The organism is Gordonia oryzae (genome assembly GCF_003797185.1).
In the GTDB taxonomy this organism is placed as follows: domain Bacteria; phylum Actinomycetota; class Actinomycetes; order Mycobacteriales; family Mycobacteriaceae; genus Gordonia; species Gordonia oryzae.
The window spans coordinates 135,283-153,706 of record NZ_RKMH01000001.1; the positions used below are offsets into that span (position 1 = coordinate 135,283).

Annotated in this window: 10 protein-coding genes; 7 read left to right on the forward strand and 3 right to left on the reverse strand. The window is 67.9% G+C overall.

From position 1 onward, the window contains the following. Positions 1–652 precede the first annotated feature (652 nt). The gene (locus tag EF294_RS00685; RefSeq protein WP_123925101.1) at positions 653–3,055 is read left to right on the forward strand and encodes a RelA/SpoT family protein; all 2,403 of its coding nucleotides are present in this window, start codon (positions 653–655) and stop codon (positions 3,053–3,055) included. A gap of 53 nt (positions 3,056–3,108) precedes the next feature. On the opposite strand, the gene EF294_RS00690 is transcribed toward EF294_RS00685, so the two are convergent. Continuing rightward, complete coding sequence (locus EF294_RS00690; RefSeq protein ID WP_123925102.1) at positions 3,109–4,212, reverse strand: peptidylprolyl isomerase; 1,104 nt, start codon at positions 4,210–4,212, stop codon at positions 3,109–3,111. A gap of 215 nt (positions 4,213–4,427) precedes the next feature. Between EF294_RS00690 and EF294_RS00695 the strand changes: the two genes are divergently transcribed. Both EF294_RS00695 and hisS read left to right on the forward strand, forming a co-directional pair. Continuing rightward, positions 4,428–5,159: an MBL fold metallo-hydrolase gene (locus tag EF294_RS00695; RefSeq protein WP_123925103.1), complete on the forward strand. Its 732-nt coding sequence runs from the start codon at positions 4,428–4,430 to the stop codon at positions 5,157–5,159. Beyond that, the gene (hisS, locus tag EF294_RS00700; RefSeq protein ID WP_123925104.1) at positions 5,156–6,421 is read left to right on the forward strand and encodes a histidine--tRNA ligase; all 1,266 of its coding nucleotides are present in this window, start codon (positions 5,156–5,158) and stop codon (positions 6,419–6,421) included. The genes EF294_RS00695 and hisS overlap by 4 nt, the downstream gene beginning before the upstream one ends. Before the next feature lie 64 nt (positions 6,422–6,485). Here the strand turns inward: hisS and EF294_RS00705 are convergent, their stop codons facing one another. Together EF294_RS00705 and ypfJ are read right to left on the reverse strand one after the other, a co-directional pair. Beyond that, positions 6,486–8,141: a DUF885 domain-containing protein gene (locus tag EF294_RS00705; protein ID WP_123925105.1), complete on the reverse strand. Its 1,656-nt coding sequence runs from the start codon at positions 8,139–8,141 to the stop codon at positions 6,486–6,488. Then, on the reverse strand, positions 8,141–9,013 hold the full coding sequence (gene ypfJ, locus EF294_RS00710) for a KPN_02809 family neutral zinc metallopeptidase (RefSeq protein ID WP_123925106.1): 873 nt from the start codon (positions 9,011–9,013) through the stop codon (positions 8,141–8,143). Before ypfJ ends, EF294_RS00705 begins: the two co-directional genes overlap by 1 nt. Before the next feature lie 182 nt (positions 9,014–9,195). Between ypfJ and aspS the strand changes: the two genes are divergently transcribed. From aspS to EF294_RS00730, 4 genes are all read left to right on the forward strand, one after another. After that, on the forward strand, positions 9,196–11,034 hold the full coding sequence (gene aspS, locus EF294_RS00715) for an aspartate--tRNA ligase (protein ID WP_123925107.1): 1,839 nt from the start codon (positions 9,196–9,198) through the stop codon (positions 11,032–11,034). A gap of 171 nt (positions 11,035–11,205) precedes the next feature. Then, positions 11,206–14,703 (forward strand): transglutaminase family protein, encoded by a 3,498-nt coding sequence (locus tag EF294_RS00720; RefSeq protein WP_123925108.1) that lies wholly within the window; start codon positions 11,206–11,208, stop codon positions 14,701–14,703. Further along, the gene (locus tag EF294_RS00725; protein ID WP_123925109.1) at positions 14,700–17,456 is read left to right on the forward strand and encodes a circularly permuted type 2 ATP-grasp protein; all 2,757 of its coding nucleotides are present in this window, start codon (positions 14,700–14,702) and stop codon (positions 17,454–17,456) included. The genes EF294_RS00720 and EF294_RS00725 overlap by 4 nt, the downstream gene beginning before the upstream one ends. Next, positions 17,453–18,421 carry a transglutaminase family protein gene (locus EF294_RS00730; RefSeq protein WP_123925110.1) on the forward strand — a complete coding sequence of 323 codons (969 nt, stop codon included), beginning with the start codon at positions 17,453–17,455 and terminating at the stop codon, positions 18,419–18,421. The genes EF294_RS00725 and EF294_RS00730 overlap by 4 nt, the downstream gene beginning before the upstream one ends. The last annotated feature ends 3 nt before the right edge of the window (positions 18,422–18,424 follow it).

Consider the following 18,424-nt stretch of genomic DNA (forward strand, 5'->3'; position numbering starts at 1 on the left):
GAGTATCGCCGCCCCCTCGTCGCTTGGGGTGACGCGCCGGAGCGGTGGCTGGCCTACCTGGATGCCCCCAGTCATATCCCAACCCCTTGCTCAGGGTACGGCCGCGGTGCGCGGCGGCGTGCGCCGGGGACGGCCACCTCATACGTCTGTGGCCGGTCGGCACACGATTGATCGCGAGGGCGGCCGTCTCGGGGAACCGCGACGGCCTTGATTCGCAGATCGCGGAGCGGGCGAACCCGGGTCCTGGTCGGTCCACCCCCGCCCGTGCTACCGGCCAGTGGTTGACGTCCGACCCCTGCGGCCCGCAGGTGACCCGGTAGTCGTCGGCGTCGTCGACGGCCTGCCAGTTCGCCGTGGCCCCCGACACGGACGACGGATTGTCGGTGTTCGACGCGCTGACCCAGGATCTCGACCCGACGCCGCCTGGGTGGTGCGCTGCAATCCCGGCTTGGCGCGGGCCCACGCGGATCTGTGGCGATCGCCCAGCCGCGATGCTGCCACTGCTGCCCGGCTCGTCACATTCCGGCCGGACCGCCGGTGCTTCGGAAAGCGCGGATTAGACTTGCGACATGTGTGGTGGGACCGACCGGAGGTGTAAGGCAACGACCCGGTGCGTCCACCGCGCGCGCCGCCGAAGCCAAGGGAGGGTCTGATGGCCGACGAGCCCAACACCGCGGGCCCGACCACCGACGCCGGACCCGCCGAGGTGGGGTCCGCAGTGACCGAGCCGGCAGTGACCGAGCCAGCAGTTGCCGGGTTCGCAGCGGGCGACCCCAACGATGCGTGGCCACAACATTCGTCGGCATCGCGGCGGGTGCGTGCCCGCCTCGCGCGCCGGATGACCGCGACCCGTAGCCCGGTTCGGCCGGTGCTCGAACCGCTGGTCACCCTGCACCGGGAGATCTACCCGAAAGCCGACGTCGCATTGTTGCAACGCGCCTACGACGTCGCCGACGAACGTCATCAGGGGCAGAGCCGCAAGTCTGGTGACCCCTACATCACCCACCCGCTCGCGGTGGCCACGATTCTTGCCGACCTCGGTATGGACACCATCACCCTGGTCGCCGCGCTGTTGCATGACACCGTCGAGGACACCGGATACAGCCTCGAGCAGTTGGAATCGGAGTTCGGTGCGGAGGTCACCCACCTCGTCGACGGCGTGACCAAACTCGACAAGGTCGCCCTCGGCAGTGCTGCGGAGGCCGAGACGATCCGCAAGATGATCATCGCGATGGCCCGTGACCCGCGTGTGCTGGTGATCAAGGTCGCCGACCGGTTGCACAATATGCGCACGATGCGCTTTCTGCCGCCGGAGAAGCAGGCCCGCAAGGCGCGAGAGACACTGGAAGTTATTGCGCCCCTTGCTCATCGGCTGGGTATGGCGACGGTCAAGTGGGAGCTCGAGGACATCTCCTTCGCGATCCTGCACCCCAAGCGGTACGAGGAGATCGTGCGGCTGGTTGCCGACCGCGCACCCTCACGCGACACGTACCTGGCGCGGGTGCGCGCCGACATCAACAACGCGCTGTCCTCGGCCCGGATCACCGCGACGGTCGAGGGCCGGCCCAAGCACTACTGGTCGATCTATCAGAAGATGATTGTCAAGGGCCGCGACTTCGATGACATTCATGATCTCGTCGGCATGCGCATCCTGTGCCACGAGGTGCGCGACTGTTACGCCGCTGTCGGTGTGGTGCACTCGCTCTGGCAGCCGATGGCAGGCCGGTTCAAGGACTACATCGCCCAGCCACGGTTCGGGGTCTATCAGTCCCTGCACACCACGGTGATCGGCCCCGAGGGCAAACCCCTTGAGGTACAGATCCGGACCCACGACATGCACCGCACCGCCGAGTTCGGCATCGCCGCGCACTGGCGATACAAGGAGAGTGGCTACAAGGATCGCAAGGGTCGAAAATCCGACGTCGCCGAGGTCGATGCCATGGCATGGATGCGCCAACTCCTCGACTGGCAGCGAGAAGCCGCCGACCCGGGGGAGTTCCTGGAGTCGTTGCGCTACGACCTTGCGGTCAAGGAGATCTTCGTGTTCACCCCGAAGGGTGATGTGATCACGCTGCCCGCCGGGTCGACACCGGTGGATTTCGCCTACGCGGTGCACACCGAGGTCGGCCACCGCTGCATCGGCGCACGTGTCAACGGCCGGCTCGTCGCCCTCGAACGGACCCTCGAGAACGGCGAGGTCGTCGAGGTGTTCACCTCGAAAGCGCCCACGGCCGGGCCCAGCAAGGACTGGCAGAACTTCGTCGTCTCACCACGTGCGAAGGCCAAGATCCGGCAGTGGTTCGCCAAGGAGCGTCGCGAGGAGGCGCTCGAGCAGGGCAAGGACGCCATCGCCAAGGAGGTCCGTCGTGGGGGATTGCCTTTGCAGCGATTGATGAGTGCGGACTCGATGGCTGCGGTCGCCAAGGAATTGCGCTACATCGACGTCAGTGCGCTCTACACCGCGGTCGGTGAAAACCACGTCTCGGCCCGACATGTGGTGAACCGTCTCGTCGCCGCTCTCGGGGGCATCGACGAGGCCGCCGAGCAAATCGCCGAGCGCTCCACCCCGTCGACGATGCCCAGCCGTTCAAGGCAGGGCGGTGATGCCGGCGTGGTCGTTGAGGGCGTTGACAATGTGCTGATCAAGCTCGCCAAGTGCTGCACTCCGGTACCCGGTGACGAGATCATGGGTTTCGTGACCCGCGGTGGCGGGATCAGCGTGCACCGCACCGACTGCACCAACGCCACTTCGTTGCGCGATCAGTCCGAACGGATCATCGACGTCTCCTGGGCGCCGTCACCCGAATCGATCTTCCTCGTCGCCATTCAGGTCGAGGCACTCGACCGTCACCGGCTCCTGTCCGACGTGACCAAGGTGCTAGCCGACGAACGGGTGAACATCCTCTCGGCTTCGGTCACCACCAGCCGCGATCGCGTCGCGATCAGCAAATTCACCTTCGAGATGGGCGACCCGAAGCACCTAGGACACGTCTTGAACGTCGTCCGCAATGTCGAAGGCGTCTACGACGTGTACCGGGTCACCTCGGCTGCCTGAGAAGTCGCCGGCCTGATGGGTCTCGCCACGGCCGGGCCGTGGCGAGACCGAGGTCAGGAGACCGTGGCGGTCTCGATGGTGATCGGCAGCTTCGGTGAGCCGTCGTCGGCGGTGCGCTCGTAGGCGCCGGTCGTCTGGTTGGGTCCGATGCCGGGGTTCACGCCACCGGCGAACACCTTGTCGATGACCTTCATACCGGCAGGTGCGACGGTTCCGACCACCGCGTAACTCGCCGGCAGGGTGCCGTCCTGGATGAGGATGAAGAACTGTGCCGACCCGCCGGAATTCGCCTCACCCTGCTGGGCGCTACCGCTGTTGGCGATCGCGACGGTCCCGCGCGGGTAGGTGACGGCCTGCTGGCCGGTCATCGGATTGGCCTGACCGGACGGCTTGAGATCGGTCGGCGGCTCGTCGGGGCTCGTCCAGCCGGGCTGGCCGAGCCCGGTACCGGTCGGGTCGCCGCACTGCAGGACCTTCAGAGCCGCGGTCGTCATCCGATGGCACGGGCTGTTGTCGTAGTAGCCGTGGTCGGCGAGCGAGATGACTGCGCCGGTGTTGCACGGAGCGCCGGTGCGATTGAGCTCTACGGGCACGACACCCTGCGTGGTGGTCAGGGTGAGCGTGGACGTGCCGTCCTTGGCCTGCGTCTTGTCGGGCATCGGCGTGGTCTTCTGCTTCGACTCGCCGGCCTTCACCTTGTTGATCTGCTCCTGATAGAGCGCGCGCTGGTCGGGAGCGGTAACCTCGGCGGGAACCGTCGTCGGGATCTGCTTGAAGTTGCTGTCCTTGGCAACGTAATCGCACGTCGTGTGCGAGGCGTTGAATCGATCGGTCTGGATCTTGTCGACGATGAAGTAGGTGGCGGTCGCGAGTACCGCGACGACCACCACACCCGAGACCGAACCGATGAGGACCTTGCGTTTGCGGGCCGCGGCGCGTTCGCGCTCCAACCGTTCCTCGAGTTTGCGTTTGGCGGCCTCGCGCCGTTGCTCGTTGGTCAGCGCCCGGTCGGCCGTCGCCGCCTCCGCAGGACCGTCGCCCGCGGGATCGGAGGCATTCTCGCTCAGGTTCGGCCCCGACGGGTTCGCGGTGGCCGGGTCATCGTTGTCGGCATCATTGTGGGCACCCGGCTTCTCGGGTTCCTTGTTGCTCGCCACGCTGTGACCCCTCCTCGGTGTGCGCTTGGTGTCGTATGCGCTCTGCTCGTCGTCCGACTCCCGCCGGACACCCCATGCAGTGTGCCAGTATCTCCTGTGAACTCGCCGCACCGGGTCGAGGACACAGCCGGGCGTGGCGACGCTCGCGCCACCAAATGAGCTGGTACGCCGACCGCGGCCGAGGCTGCCGGATTCCCATGAGACACAATGGAGCCATGCTGATCACCGGCTTCCCCGCGGGCATGTTCCAGACCAACTGCTACATCCTCGCCCCGGCACCCGGTGGCGAGGCCGTCGTCATCGATCCCGGGCAGGACGCGGCACCGATGGCGAAGAAGGTGCTCGCAGAGCACGATCTCACCCCGGTGGCTGTCCTGCTCACCCACGGTCATCTCGATCACACGTGGACCGCCGCGGATCTCTGCGACGAGTACTCGATCCCGGCCTACATCCACCCCGAGGACCGGCCGATGCTCGCCGATCCGGGCATCGGTCTCGGCCATGCACTCTCGTCGGTGATCGGGTCCCTGGAGTTCCGGGAACCGGACAAGGTGCTCGACTTCGTTGACGGCGAGACGGTGGAGATCGCCGGGCTGCGGCTGGCGGTCGACCACGCACCGGGTCACACGCAGGGCTCGGTGCTGCTGACCCTCGACGTGCCGGTCGACGAGAGCGGTGCCGGTGACACCGTCCCGGTGTGTTTCTCCGGTGACGTAGTGTTCTCCGGGTCGATCGGCCGTACCGATCTGCCCGGCGGCAACCATCAGCAGCTGCTCGACTCGATTGCTGCTCGGCTGCTGACCCGCACCGACGACACCCAGGTACTGCCCGGGCACGGACCGCAGACCTCGATCGGTGCCGAACGTGCGAGCAATCCGTTCCTCGCCGGTCTCGCCGGTGGCGTCGAGGGCACCAGTACCGCGAAGAAGGGACGAATGGGCCTGTGACCAACGATTTCGCCGCACCTCGGGGTATCCCGGACTACTACCCGCCGGCCTCGGCCGACTTCCGCAAGGTGCGCGACACGCTCACCGAGGCGGCACGGCGTGCGGGGTACGGCCACATCGAGTTGCCCGTTTTCGAGGACACCGCGTTGTTCGCGCGTGGCGTGGGTGAGTCCACTGACGTCGTCAGCAAGGAGATGTACACCTTCGCCGACCGCGGTAGCCGCTCGGTCACGCTGCGCCCGGAGGGCACCGCAGGCGTGATGCGCGCGGTCCTCCAACACGGTCTCGACCGTGGTCAGTTGCCGGTCAAACTCTGTTACGCGGGTCCGTTCTTCCGGTATGAGAAGCCGCAGACCGGTCGCTACCGCCAGCTCCAGCAGGTCGGCGTGGAGGCCATCGGCGTCGACGACCCGGCCCTCGACGCCGAGGTCATCGCCATCGCCGACGAGGGTTACCGACGACTCGGGCTCAGCGGCTTCCGGCTGGAAATCACCTCCCTCGGCGACGACGAGAGCCGACCCCGGTATCGGGAAGCGTTGCAGCAGTTCCTCTTCGGGCTCGACCTCGATGAGCCCACCCGTCAACGGGCCGAGATCAATCCGCTGCGTGTGCTCGACGACAAACGTCCCGAGATCAAGGCAGCCACCGCCGACGCGCCGCTGCTGCTGGACTATCTGAGCGACGACGCGCGGGCCCACTTCGACACCGTGCTCGCGCACCTGAACCGGCTCGGCGTTCCCTACGAGATCAATCCGCGGCTGGTACGCGGACTCGACTACTACACCAAGACCACCTTCGAATTCGTCCACGACGGACTGGGCGCACAGTCGGGGATCGGTGGCGGTGGGCGCTACGACGGTCTCATGCAGCAGATCGGCGGCAAACAGGATCTGTCGGGGATCGGATTCGGCCTCGGCGTCGATCGCACGATGCTCGCCCTCGAGGCGGAGGGCGTGGCGGGTGCCGACGCCGCGCGCGTCGAGGTCTTCGGGGTTCCGCTCGGCGCCGATGCGAAAGCCGAATTGGTATCCGTCGCAGGGACTCTGCGGGCTGCGGGGATCAGTGTCGATCTCGCCTACGGCGATCGCGGCCTCAAGGGTGCGATGAAGGCCGCCGACCGGTCGGGCGCACGGCTCGCACTCGTGCTCGGCGATCGCGAACTCGCCGAGCGCACTATCGAGATCAAGAATCTCGCGACCGGCGAGCAGCATCGGGCCTCGCTCGACGGCCTCGTCGACGAGGTGCGGGGTCTGCTGGGCTGAAGCGCACGCCGATCCGTATGACGTTTCCCACCGGAAACCGGAGGAAACGTCATACGGATCGGCCTCACCTCGCGTGGTGCATCCGCTCGGCGAGAACGTCCAGGCTCACCCCGCCGAGCGCCAGCGCGCGGGTGTGGAACTCCTTGAGCGTCCAACCCGGATGTGCGGCGAGGGCGGCGTCGCGGGTCTGTTCCCAGACCCGTTGTCCCAGTGCGTAGGACGGCGCCTGGCCGGGCCAGCCCAGGTAGCGGTCGAGTTCGAAGCGCAGCACCGCGCGGTCCATGGCCACCGAAGAGGTGAGAAACGTCCAGGCCTTCTCGGCGTCCCAGGTGCCGCCGCCGACCGACTCGGGGGCACGCAATCGGCAGTGCACGCCGATGTCGACGACCACGCGTGCCGCGCGCAGCCGCTGCGAATCCAGCATGCCCATGCGGTCACCCGGGTCGTCGAGCCAGCCCAGTTCGGACATCAGGCGTTCGGCGTAGAGCGCCCAGCCCTCGCCGTGCCCGGAGGTGAACGATGCCAGTTTGCGCCACGAGTTGAGGTCATCGTCGACGATCGCCGAACCCAGCTGGAGGTGATGACCGGGCACTCCCTCGTGGTAGACGGTGGTCTTCTCCTGCCACGTGTGAAACACGTTCTGCCCCGGGGGGACCGCCCACCACATGCGGCCCGGCCGGCTCAGGTCGGCGGTGGGCTGGGTGTAGTAGATGATGCCGGTCGACGACGGCGCGAGCCGGCATTCCAGGCGGGTCAGCCGGGACGGGATCTCGAAATGGGTGCCGGCCAGTCCGTCGACGGCGGCGTCGGAGGTCGCCTGCATCCAGTCGACGAATGCCTGCTTGTCGTGGATCTGATACCGCGCATCGGCATCGAGTGCGGCCAGGGCGTCGCCAACCGTCCCCCCGGGCACGAGTTGCGCGGCGATGGCCTGCTGTTCGGCGACGATCTCGCGCAGTTGGGCCAGACCCCAGGCGTAGGCCTCCTCGGGGTCGGCGTCGGCACCGAGATAGTGCCGCAGATGCAGTAGGTAGCGGTCACGGCCGACCGCATCGTCGTCGGCGGCGTCGGGAGCCACCCGGGTGCGCAGGTGGCCGGCGAAGTCGGCGAAGGCCGAACCCGCTGCGGTGGTGGCAGATTCGAGGTCGGCTGCCAGATCGGGGTAGGCGACGATCGAGCCGGTGTTCGCCGAGATCGCGGTGAGTGCCTGATCTACCTGCGCGGCAACGAGTTCCACCTGCCGGCGGGCGAACGGCGGGCCGGTTGCGCGTCGTTGTTCGAGGCCGGCGATCGCGGTGGTCAGAGCGTCCGGGATCGCCGCGATCCGGCGCACCATCGTCTCCCGCGCCGCCGGCGAATCGGTGTCCATCAGATCGAAGATGTCGCGGATCGCCTGTAGCGGGGAGGCGATGACGTTGCAGACACCGGTCAGCTCTCCCGCATCGGCGAGGGCGAGCTCACGGCGCAGCGACGCCGTCATGGTCGCGACGGTCACCTGGTCGACGTCGTCGGACACCTCGGCGGCGCCGAGCGCGGCCAGCGTCGCCCGGGCGTGGTCGGCGCGGGTGGCGACGGCATCGGGGGAGAAGTCGGTGAGCCGGTCGGCCACGGCGTCATCGATCCCGAGTTCGGTGGCCAGAATCGGGTCGTCGGCGGCCATCGTGCGCAGGTGGGCGTCGGCGATCGCATCGACGGCGGTGCTGATGCGTGCGGACGGCATCACAGGTCGTTGGTGGCGAAGGTGTCGCAACGCTTGGGGTCGCCGCCCTGATAGCCGACGGTGAACCACCGCGCGCGCTGCTGCGCCGACCCGTGCGTCCAGCCCTCGGGGTTGGAGTTGGCGCCCTGGATGGTGTCGTCGCCGATGGCCTTGGCGGTCTGGATGACTCCGGCGATGTCGCGCTGGGTCAGTTGTTGCAGCCGATTGTCGTATCCTTCGTCGCTGGCGTGATGCGCCCATACGCCGGCCAGGCAGTCGGCCTGCAACTCGACGCGCACCGATCCCGACAGCGGTCCCTGTGAACCGAGTTGCTGGCCCTTGCGCAGCGCTCCGGTCAGGTTCTGCACGTGATGGCCGTACTCGTGGGCCACGACGTACTCCTGCGCCAGGGCGCCGTTGCTACCACCCATCTGGACGAGGGTGTCGAAGAAATCCGGGTCAAAGTAGGCGGTCTTGTCCGCGGGACAGTAGAACGGGCCGGTCGCTGAGGTCGCCGCACCGCAGGCGGTGTTCACCGACCCACTGAAGATCGTGGTCTTCGGTGGCGTGTAGTTCGACATCAGCGTCGGCCAGACGTGGTCGAGACTGTTGGTGGTGGCCACGATTCGGCAGATCGCGTCACCCTGATTGGCCATCTCCACGGTGCAGGACCGGATGTGCTCGTCAATCACCGACGATGAGGCCGAGTTGGAGCTTCCGCTTCCGGCGGTGCCGCCGCCCATGATGTCTCCCGGGTTGACCCCGAACAACAACGCCACGATGGTGATGATCAGCCCGGCACCGCCGCCCAGGGCGATCCGCCCGGCGCCGCCACCGCCACCCCCGCCGGAGACGTTCCCGGTGTCGAGCGGCCCGCTGCCCTGAAATGTCATGGCGACAGCGTAACGAGACGATCCACCTGGATCGCGTCGAATAGTTCGAGACTCGCCGACGCCGCAGGCATAGGCAACAACCGCCCGGGCGGTGGCTGCCTGCGGGCGGTGGCCGCCTACGATTGTCGTGGGTCGATGCGCCCACCGAATCTCGACGTCTCCACCCTTGAGGAAGGACCTTCGTGCTCCGCACACATCTCGCCGGTTCCCTGCGCCGCGCCGATGCCACGCAGACCGTCACCGTCGCCGGTTGGGTGGCCCGCCGCCGCGATCACGGGGGCGTGGTGTTCATCGATCTGCGTGACAGCTCTGGACTCGTGCAAGTGGTGTTCCGGGACGAGGCGGTCGCCGCGGTCGCGCACCGGCTGCGTGCCGAGTACTGCATTGCCGTGACCGGTGTCGTCGAGGTTCGACCCGAGGGCAGCGAGAACCCCAACCTGCCGTCGGGTGAGATCGAGATCAACGCCGCGCACCTCGAGGTGCTCAACGAGGCGGCGCCGCTGCCGTTCCAGCTCGACGAGAACCCCGGTGAGGAGACCCGCCTACGCCACCGGTACCTCGACCTGCGCCGCGAGGGTCCAGGATCGGCGCTGCGGCTGCGCTCGAAGGTCAACGCCGCCGCCCGCGGGGTACTGCTTGCCCGCGACTTCGTCGAGATCGAGACCCCGACATTGACGCGCTCGACCCCTGAGGGTGCCCGTGACTTCCTGGTGCCCGCGCGCCTGCAGCCGGGTTCGTTCTACGCGCTCCCGCAGAGTCCGCAGCTGTTCAAGCAGTTGCTGATGGTTGCGGGTATGGAGCGTTACTTCCAGATCGCGCGCTGCTACCGCGACGAAGACTTCCGCGCCGACCGTCAGCCGGAGTTCACCCAGCTTGACGTCGAGATGAGCTTCGTCGACCAGGATGACGTGATCGCCCTCGCCGAAGAGATCCTGGTCGCGTTGTGGCGCCTGATCGGGGTGGAGCTGACCACGCCGATCCCGCGCATCACTTACGCCGATGCGATGCGCCGTTTCGGCAGCGACAAACCCGACCTGCGTTTCGACATCGAACTCGTCGAATGCACGGAGTACTTCTCCGAGACACCGTTCCGGGTGTTCCAGGCGCCGTACGTCGGCGCCGTCGTCATGCCCGGGGGAGCCTCGCAGCCGCGACGCACCCTCGACGCCTGGCAGGAGTGGGCCAAGCAACGCGGAGCCAAGGGCCTGGCCTACGTGCTCGTCAACGACGACGGCACCCTCGGCGGCCCGGTCGCCAAGAACCTCTCCGACGCCGAACGTGACGGTTTGGCAGCACATGTCGGGGCCGCGCCGGGCGACTGTGTGTTCTTCGCCGCCGGGCCCGCGAAGGCGCAGCGAGCGCTGCTCGGCGCCGCACGCTCGGAGATCGCGACGCGGCTGGGACTCATTCCTGCGGCGGGTGAACCGATCGACCCCGCGACCGCGGACTGGGCATTCACCTGGGTCGTCGACGCTCCGCTGTTCGAGCCCGCCGACGAGGCTAGTGCCGCGGGCGACGTCGCGGTCGGCTCCGGAGCCTGGACCGCCGTGCACCATGCCTTCACCTCGCCGACCCCGGAATCGTTGGAACACCTCGAATCCGATCCCGGTGCAGCGCTGGCCTACGCCTACGACATCGTGTGCAACGGCAACGAGATCGGCGGCGGATCAATCCGTATCCATCGCCGCGATGTGCAGGAACGGGTCTTCGAGATCATGGGCATTGGACCCGAGGAAGCGCAGGAGAAGTTCGGCTTCCTGCTCGACGCCTTCGCCTATGGGGCTCCGCCGCACGGCGGGATCGCCTTCGGCTGGGATCGCATCACCGCGCTGCTCGCGGGTGAGTCGTCCATCCGTGAGGTCATCGCCTTCCCCAAGTCCGGTGGCGGCGTCGACCCGCTGACCGACGCTCCTGCGCCGATTACCGCACAGCAGCGCAAGGAATCGGGTATCGACGCCACGCCGGCACCGAAGAAGGGGCCCGACGCGCTCCCTTCTGGGTCGGCCGAGCCCACAGCATGACCGTCGACCCCGATGACCGCCCACCCCGGGTGGTCGTCGGGTGAGCCCGATCGCACGTCGGGCGCACGGGTCACATCTGTGATGTGATTTTCCGCAGGCGGGCCCGCGGTACACGGACACCTGTGGCGCCCGGACCCGCGCCGAGGTGACGTGAAAGGTTGGTGGGCTGCTGTGACCATCAAGGTCGCGCTGGAACATCGTACGAGCTACGCCTTCGACCGGCCGGTGAAGATCTTCCCGCATGTGGTCCGGCTCCGGCCGGCACCGCATTCGCGGACGCCGATCGAGGCCTACTCGCTGAAGGTCGAACCGGGTGAGCACTTCCTCAACTGGCAGCAGGATGCATTCAGCAATTATCTTGCGCGACTGGTGTTCCCGGAGCCGTCGACATCGTTGACGATCACGGTCAGCCTGCTTGCAGACCTGACCGCGATCAACCCGTTCGACTTCTTCATCGAGGACTGGGCCGAGCATTACGGGTTCGACTACCCCGACGATCTGAAGGAGGACCTCGAGGCCTACCTGCGGCCGGTCGGGGTCACCGACGGCGAATTTGCCGGTGCGCCCGTGCATCCGGCGATCGCCGAGTTCGCCGCCGCGCACCGGCCGACGTCGAGGATTCGGGTGATCGATTTCCTCGTCGGGCTCAATCAGGCGGTGCAGCAGGCGGTCGGCTACACGGTGCGCCTCGAGCAGGGTGTACAGAGCCCCGAGTACACGCTGTCCAGCGCGATCGGATCCTGTCGTGATTCGGCGTGGTTGCTCGTGGCCCTGTTGCGCGAGTTGGGGCTCGCGGCGCGCTTCGTCTCCGGCTACCTCGTCCAGTTGACCTCCGACATCCGATCCCTGGACGGACCATCGGGCCCCGACGCCGATTTCACCGATCTGCACGCGTGGACCGAGGTGTACCTACCCGGCGCCGGATGGGTCGGCATGGACCCGACATCGGGACTGTTCGCGGGGGAGGGACACATCCCGCTCGCGGCGACCCCGAGTCCCGGTGCCGCCGCACCCATCACCGGATCGACCGGTCCCTGCCACGCCACCCTGGACTTCTCCAACACGGTCACCCGATTCCACGAGGACCCGCGGGTCACGTTGCCCTACACGGCCTCCCAGTGGGATCGCGTCTGCGAACTCGGTGCCCGCGTGGACGCGACGATGGCCGAGAACGACGTCCGGCTCACCATGGGCGGCGAACCGACTTTCGTCTCCATCGACAACCAGACCGACCCGGAGTGGACGACCGCCGCCGACGGCCCGCACAAACGACTGCTCGCCTCCGACCTCGCCGAGCGTCTGCACCGCGACTATGCGCCGACCGGACTGGTCCAGCGAAGCCAAGGCAAGTGGTATCCCGGGGAGCCCTTGCCGCGCTGGCAGATCGCGATCATGTGGCGCGCCGACGGCCGGCCGATCTGGACCCGGCCGGAGTTGCTCGCCGATCCGTGGACGAATCCGGCGCGCGCCGCCGAGTCCATTGCCATCGAGACCGCGGGACCGGTACCCACCGCCGAAGGGGCGGAGCGTGCTCAGAAGTTGTTGCAGACCTTCGCTTCTCGCCTCGGTGTGCCCTCCTCGCAGGTGCTGCCGGCCTTCGAGGACCCGTTGGTCCGGATGCGTGAACTCGCCGCGCTGCCACCGGGTGACCCGGGAACCGACCCCACCACGCCGACCGCACGCACGTTCGCGCGGGCCGAGGCCGCCGTCGAGATCGACGATCCCGACGTCGACCTCGAACCGCCCGCCGACTCGACCGCTGCGCGTCGGGAACTGCTGGACCGCCTCGATGCCAACGTCGTGTACCCGACGGCATATGTGTTGCCGTTGAGCCGATCCGAGGACGAGACCGCCTGGCACAGCGCACGGTGGACCACCCGCCGCGGCCGACTGGTCCTGACCGCGGGCACCTCTCCGGCGGGACTGCGGCTGCCGCTGAACTCGCTGTCGTGGGGGCCGGCTCCCGCGGTGTTCGTGTCCGACCCGTCGGCGCCTCATGACGCCTTGCCCGACAAGGCTTCCGACGATCTGGGCTACACCGTGCTGGCGATGGACCCGGCGCAGTTCGTGCCGCGGACCGCGGTGGTGGCCGAACAGCGTGGGGAGAACCTGTTCGTGTTCATCCCGCCGACCGCGGCGCTCGAGGAGTATCTCGCGATCATCGAGATGATCTCCGACGCCGCCGAGGCGACCGGTACCGCCGTGGTCATCGAGGGATACGGCCCGCCCGCCGACCCGCGTCTGACCACGCTGACCGTGACCCCCGATCCGGGTGTCATCGAGGTCAACATCCAGCCGACGTCGAGTTTCGCCGAACAGTCGGAGCTGTTGGAGTCGCTCTACGATCACGCGCGCCGAGCCCGGCTCGGTACCGAGACCTTCGACCTCGACGGCTCGCACGGCGGTACCGGCGGTGGCAATCACATCACGCTCGGCGGCCCCACGCCGGCGGATTCGCCGTTGTTGCGGCGCCCGGACCTGCTGGTATCGATGCTGACCTACTGGCAGCGTCATCCGGCCCTGTCGTATCTGTTCAGCGGCAAGTTCATCGGCACCACCTCCCAGGCCCCGCGGGCCGACGAGGGCCGCGAATCGGCGCTCTACGAACTCGAGATCGCCTTCGCCGAGATCGACCGGCTCGCCGAGAAGACACCGGTCGCGGTCAAACACGCCAAGGGGGAGCCGCACGCGCCGACGGTCGGGGTCGCGCCGAATCCGTGGGTCACCGATCGCGCCCTGCGTCATCTGCTCACCGACATCACCGGCAACACCCACCGCGCCGAGTTCTGCATCGACAAGCTCTATAGTCCCGACTCAGCGCGCGGCCGGCTCGGGCTGTTGGAGCTGCGCGGGTTCGAGATGCCCCCGCATCACCGGATGGCGATGGTGCAGTCCTTGCTGGTGCGCTCGCTGGTGTCGTGGTTCTGGGAGCAGCCCTATCGGGCGCGGCTGATCCGGCACGGCGCCGATCTGCACGGCAAGTATCTATTGCCGCACTACCTCATCGCCGACATCGCGTCGGTGGCCGAAGAATTGCGCGAAGCCGGGTATCCGTTCGACACGGCGTGGCTGGATCCCTTCACCGAGTTCCGTTTCCCCCGGCTCGGGACGGTGCAGATCCGCGATCAGGAGATCGAACTTCGCGGTGCCATCGAGCCGTGGAACACCCTCGGTGAGGAGGCCACCGGTACCGGCACCGCACGCTATGTGGACTCCTCGATCGAACGGGTTCAGGTACGCGTCACCGGTGGCGACGATGATCGATACGTGTTGACCTGCAACGGTTTCCCGGTTCCTTTGCGCGCGACCGGCCGGGCCGGTGAACGGGTGGCCGGTATCCGGTTCCGGGCCTGGCAACCGCCGAGTGCGCTGCATCCGACGATCAGCATCGACACCCCGCTGACCTTCGATCTCGTCGACACCGTGAACGGACGGTCGGTCGGCGGTGCCACCTATCACGTGGTGCATCCGGGCGGGCGCGCTTACGAGCGACCGCCGGTGAACGCGGTCGAGGCCGAATCGCGCCGTAACGGTCGGTTCGAGGCCGCCGGGCATACGACCGGCACCCTCGACATCGGCCTGTTGCGGGAACGGCTGGCCCGTGCCGCGATCGACGCCGGGGTCCCGGCGATCCTCGACCTACGTCGGGCACGTACAGTTCTCCGGTGACCGATTCTGCGGGTGGCCCACTGCCCGCGGTGTTCGACAGGTATCGCTCCGACGGCTACGCGCTGTTCGATCTCGCGCGGATCGATGGGGGGGTCCTGCGCGCCGCTGCCGGCACCGTCCACCATGACGAGATGCTCGACGTCGGCGGCGCGGTACGTCCGGGCTGGGACGAGCTGGTGGCCGGCTACGGCATGCGCGGTGATGAGCGACTGCGGACCGCCGCCGCCCGCCTGGCGTCGGCGACCCGGGACGAGGGCGTGGTGTACAACGCCGTGCAGGACGGCACGACCGTCGCGCGGCCGTGGTCGGTCGATGCCGTCCCGCTGATCATCAACGGCGTCGAGTGGGCGGTGCTGGAAAAGGCGATCACCCAGCGCTCGATGCTGCTCGATCTGATCTTGCGTGACCTCTACCGCGACCAGCGACTGATCACCTCCGGTCTCATTCCCCCCGAGATGGTGTTCGCCCATCCCGGGTATGTGCGCAAGGCCGCTCGTCTGGAGGTTGCCGGTCCGCATGCGTTGTTCCTGCATGCCATCGATCTCGTCCGGCGCGGCGACGGACGATTCGTCGCCTATGCCGACCGCACGCAGGCGCCGTCGGGAATCGGTTATGCGACCGTCGACCGTCGACTGGTCTCGCGTACCTTCCCGCAACTGTTCCAATCGTGCGCACCGCGTCCGATGGCGACCTTCGCCGGAACGCTGCGTCTGGCTCTCTTCGATTACGCACCGCCCGGGGTCGACGACCCGACGGTGGCCGTGCTCAGCCCCGGCAGCATGTCCGAAACCGCCTTCGATCAGGCGTATCTCGCGTCGATGCTCGGCTTTCCGCTGGTGGAGGGCGCCGATCTGACCGTGCGCGACGGTGCGGTCTACATGCGTTCGCTGGGCCGCTTCAAGCGGGTCGACGTGTTGCTGCGCCGCATCGACGCCGCGTATTGCGATCCACTCGACCTGCGCACCGATTCACGTCTGGGCGTCGCTGGTCTCGTCGAGGCGATCTCACGGGGCACAGTGACCGTGGTCAACACGCTCGGCAGCGGTGTTTGCGAGAACCCCGCCCTGCACACGGTGCTCGAGGCGGCCGCGCCGGTGCTTCTCGATGAGGACTTGGCGCTCGGGTCGATACCTACGTTCTGGGGGGGTGAGGAGCTACAGCGATCCAAGGTGCTCGCCGAACTCGCCGACCTGTCGGTCACCAACGTGCGCACCGGCGAGGAGTTCCTCGGCCCCCTGACCGATGCGCGTACCCGCGACGACCTCGCTCGCCGCATCACCGCGCACGGCGCGGAGTGGGTCGCGCGCTCCCTGGAGGCGCATTCGGTGGCGCCGACCATCACCCCCGGCGGGACCGGGCGCCCGGGCGTGGTGCGCGCCGCGCCGGTCTCGGTGCGCGCGTTCAGCGTCGCGCAGGGCCCGACGTATGCGGTGATGCCCGGCGGACTCGGTTCGGTGCTGGCCGACGGGGTGGGCGGGGCGGCGCTGCAGACCGTGGCCGCCAAAGATGTGTGGGTGACCAACCCGGAGGTCGGCGGTCATGTCTCGCGTCGTTCGGAAACACGCGGGGAGACGGCCGAGGGGGTCATCGAAATCCGTTCGCCGCGCTCGTCGGCGGCCGAGTACGTCGACACCGCCGTGGCGGCGAGCCCGCGCGTGCTGTCCGACATGTTCTGGTTCGGCCGCTACGGCGAGCGGACCGAACTGGTGACACGCCTGACGAAGGTCGCCCGCGAACGATGCCAGGACTTCCAGTACCGGCCGTGGATGCAGGGCACCTCGGCGGTTCCGCTGTTCCTGCACGCGGTGGCGACGACCACCGGAACCGCCGAGCACCTGCACACCGCCGACCTGCTGGTCGACAACGGCCAGCGCTCGCCCGAGCAGGTCAACGCAGCGATCATGCGCATCGTCGAACTGACCGTCGATGCGACGGTGCCGGGCACCGTGGCCTTCGCCGTGGACCGGCTCGTCGCGGCGGCCCGCGCGGTGCGCGATCAGATGTCGACGAGTACCTGGATGGTGCTGACGTCGATAGAACGGGCGGTGGAATCGCTGGCCCGGCAGGTGGCCAGGTCTGCCGAGGTCGACCAGACCACCGGCGCGCGCACCGCGGGCATCTTCGGCGATGCCTCGCTGGATCTCGGCCCCGATCTGGCCCGCACACACGAGGACATCATGCACGGGGTGCTAGGGCTGGTCGGGTTGCAGGCGGAGTCGATGGTCCACGATGCGGCCTGGCTGTTCATGGACGTCGGACGCCGGATCGAACGGGTCATCACCCTCGCCGATCTGACCGGGGCGCTTTTCGAAACACCCCACGAGACCGCCGTCGAACAGGCGCTATTGGAGGCCTATCTGATCGCCGGTGAGTCGGCGGTGATCTATCGCAGGCGCAGCCGTGGTCTCTACCGACTGCTCCCGGTGGCGCAGCTGTTGCTGTTCGACGAGACCAACCCGCGCGCGATGATCTATCAGCTCGACCGCATGCGCGCCGACCTGACCGGCCTGCCCGACGCGTTGCGGTCGGCCGCGGCCGAACGTCTCGTCGAGGAGATGACCGCCGAACTACGACGTATCGATCCCGCTGATCTCGGCGCCGTCGGTGACGACGGCAGGCGCAGTGACCTCGTCGAACTGATGACCACGTTGCGCGAGGGTTCAGTCGAATTGTCGGAGGTGCTCGCCCGCAGCAGGTTCGCGTTGCCACGTCCTGCTCAGCCCATCTGGGGCTTCGGGAGGGGTGACACGTGACCAGCCCGCGATCGGCTGCATCGACGACTCGTCGCTACCGCGTGACCCACCGCACCGCCTACACCTACGACGCGGAGGTCTCCTCGTCGTACGGGCGGTGCTACCTCATTCCGCGCGATCTGCCGCACCAGCGGGTTCTGCGCAACGCCGTGAGCGTCGACCCCGAGCCGGACGACCGCTCGACCGGTCTGGACGTGTACGGCAACACCGACACCTACTTCCACGTCCACACCCCACACACCGAACTAGTGGTGACCGGGACCTCGGACGTCGAGGTCGACCCGATCGACCCGGGTCTGATCGCCAGCCCAGCGGCGCGTGTGCCCTGGGAGCAGGCCCGTCCGACGATCCTTGGCCCGCAACTGGCGACAGAATTCACCCTCGATCTCGATCCGCCGGAGATCACCGAGGCGGTCATCGAGTACGCGGGAACCGTGTTCACCCCCGGCCGGCCGCTCATCGAGGCGGTGACGGACCTGACGACCCGCATCTACCGTGACTTCACCTACAGATCGGGGTCGACGGCGATCAGCACCAGCGTCGACACCGTCATGTCCCGACGCGAAGGCGTATGCCAGGACTTCGCCCGGGTGGCCATCGCCGCCTTGCGCTCGGTCGGGCTCGGCGGCCGCTATGAATCGGGGTATTTGGCGACCGATCCGCCCCCCGGGCGCGAACGCATCTTCGGTGCCGACGCCAGCCACGCGTGGGCGGCGGTCTGGCTCCCCGACGGTCGCTGGCTGCCTTTTGATCCGACCAACGACAAACTCGTCGATGAACGGCATGTCACCGTCGCCTGGGGTCGCGACTACGACGACGTGCCGCCGCTGCGTGGGGTCATCTACACCGATGCCACGCGCAGCGAGATCACGGTATCGGTCGACGTCAGCCCGCTCGACGCGGACTCCGGCGCGCCGGTGAGCCCGATCCGTCCGGACGTCGACGATGACACCGGATCCGCGTGAAGT

Excerpts from the sequence above, each read along its gene's own strand:
- EF294_RS00695 (WP_123925103.1), top strand. The coding sequence starts at position 4,428 with ATGCTGATCACCGGCTTCCCCGCGGGCATGTTCCAGACCAACTGCTAC.
- EF294_RS00685 (WP_123925101.1), top strand. The coding sequence starts at position 653 with ATGGCCGACGAGCCCAACACCGCGGGCCCGACCACCGACGCCGGACCC.
- ypfJ (WP_123925106.1), bottom strand. The coding sequence starts at position 9,013 with ATGACATTTCAGGGCAGCGGGCCGCTCGACACCGGGAACGTCTCCGGC.
- EF294_RS00705 (WP_123925105.1), bottom strand. The coding sequence starts at position 8,141 with ATGCCGTCCGCACGCATCAGCACCGCCGTCGATGCGATCGCCGACGCC.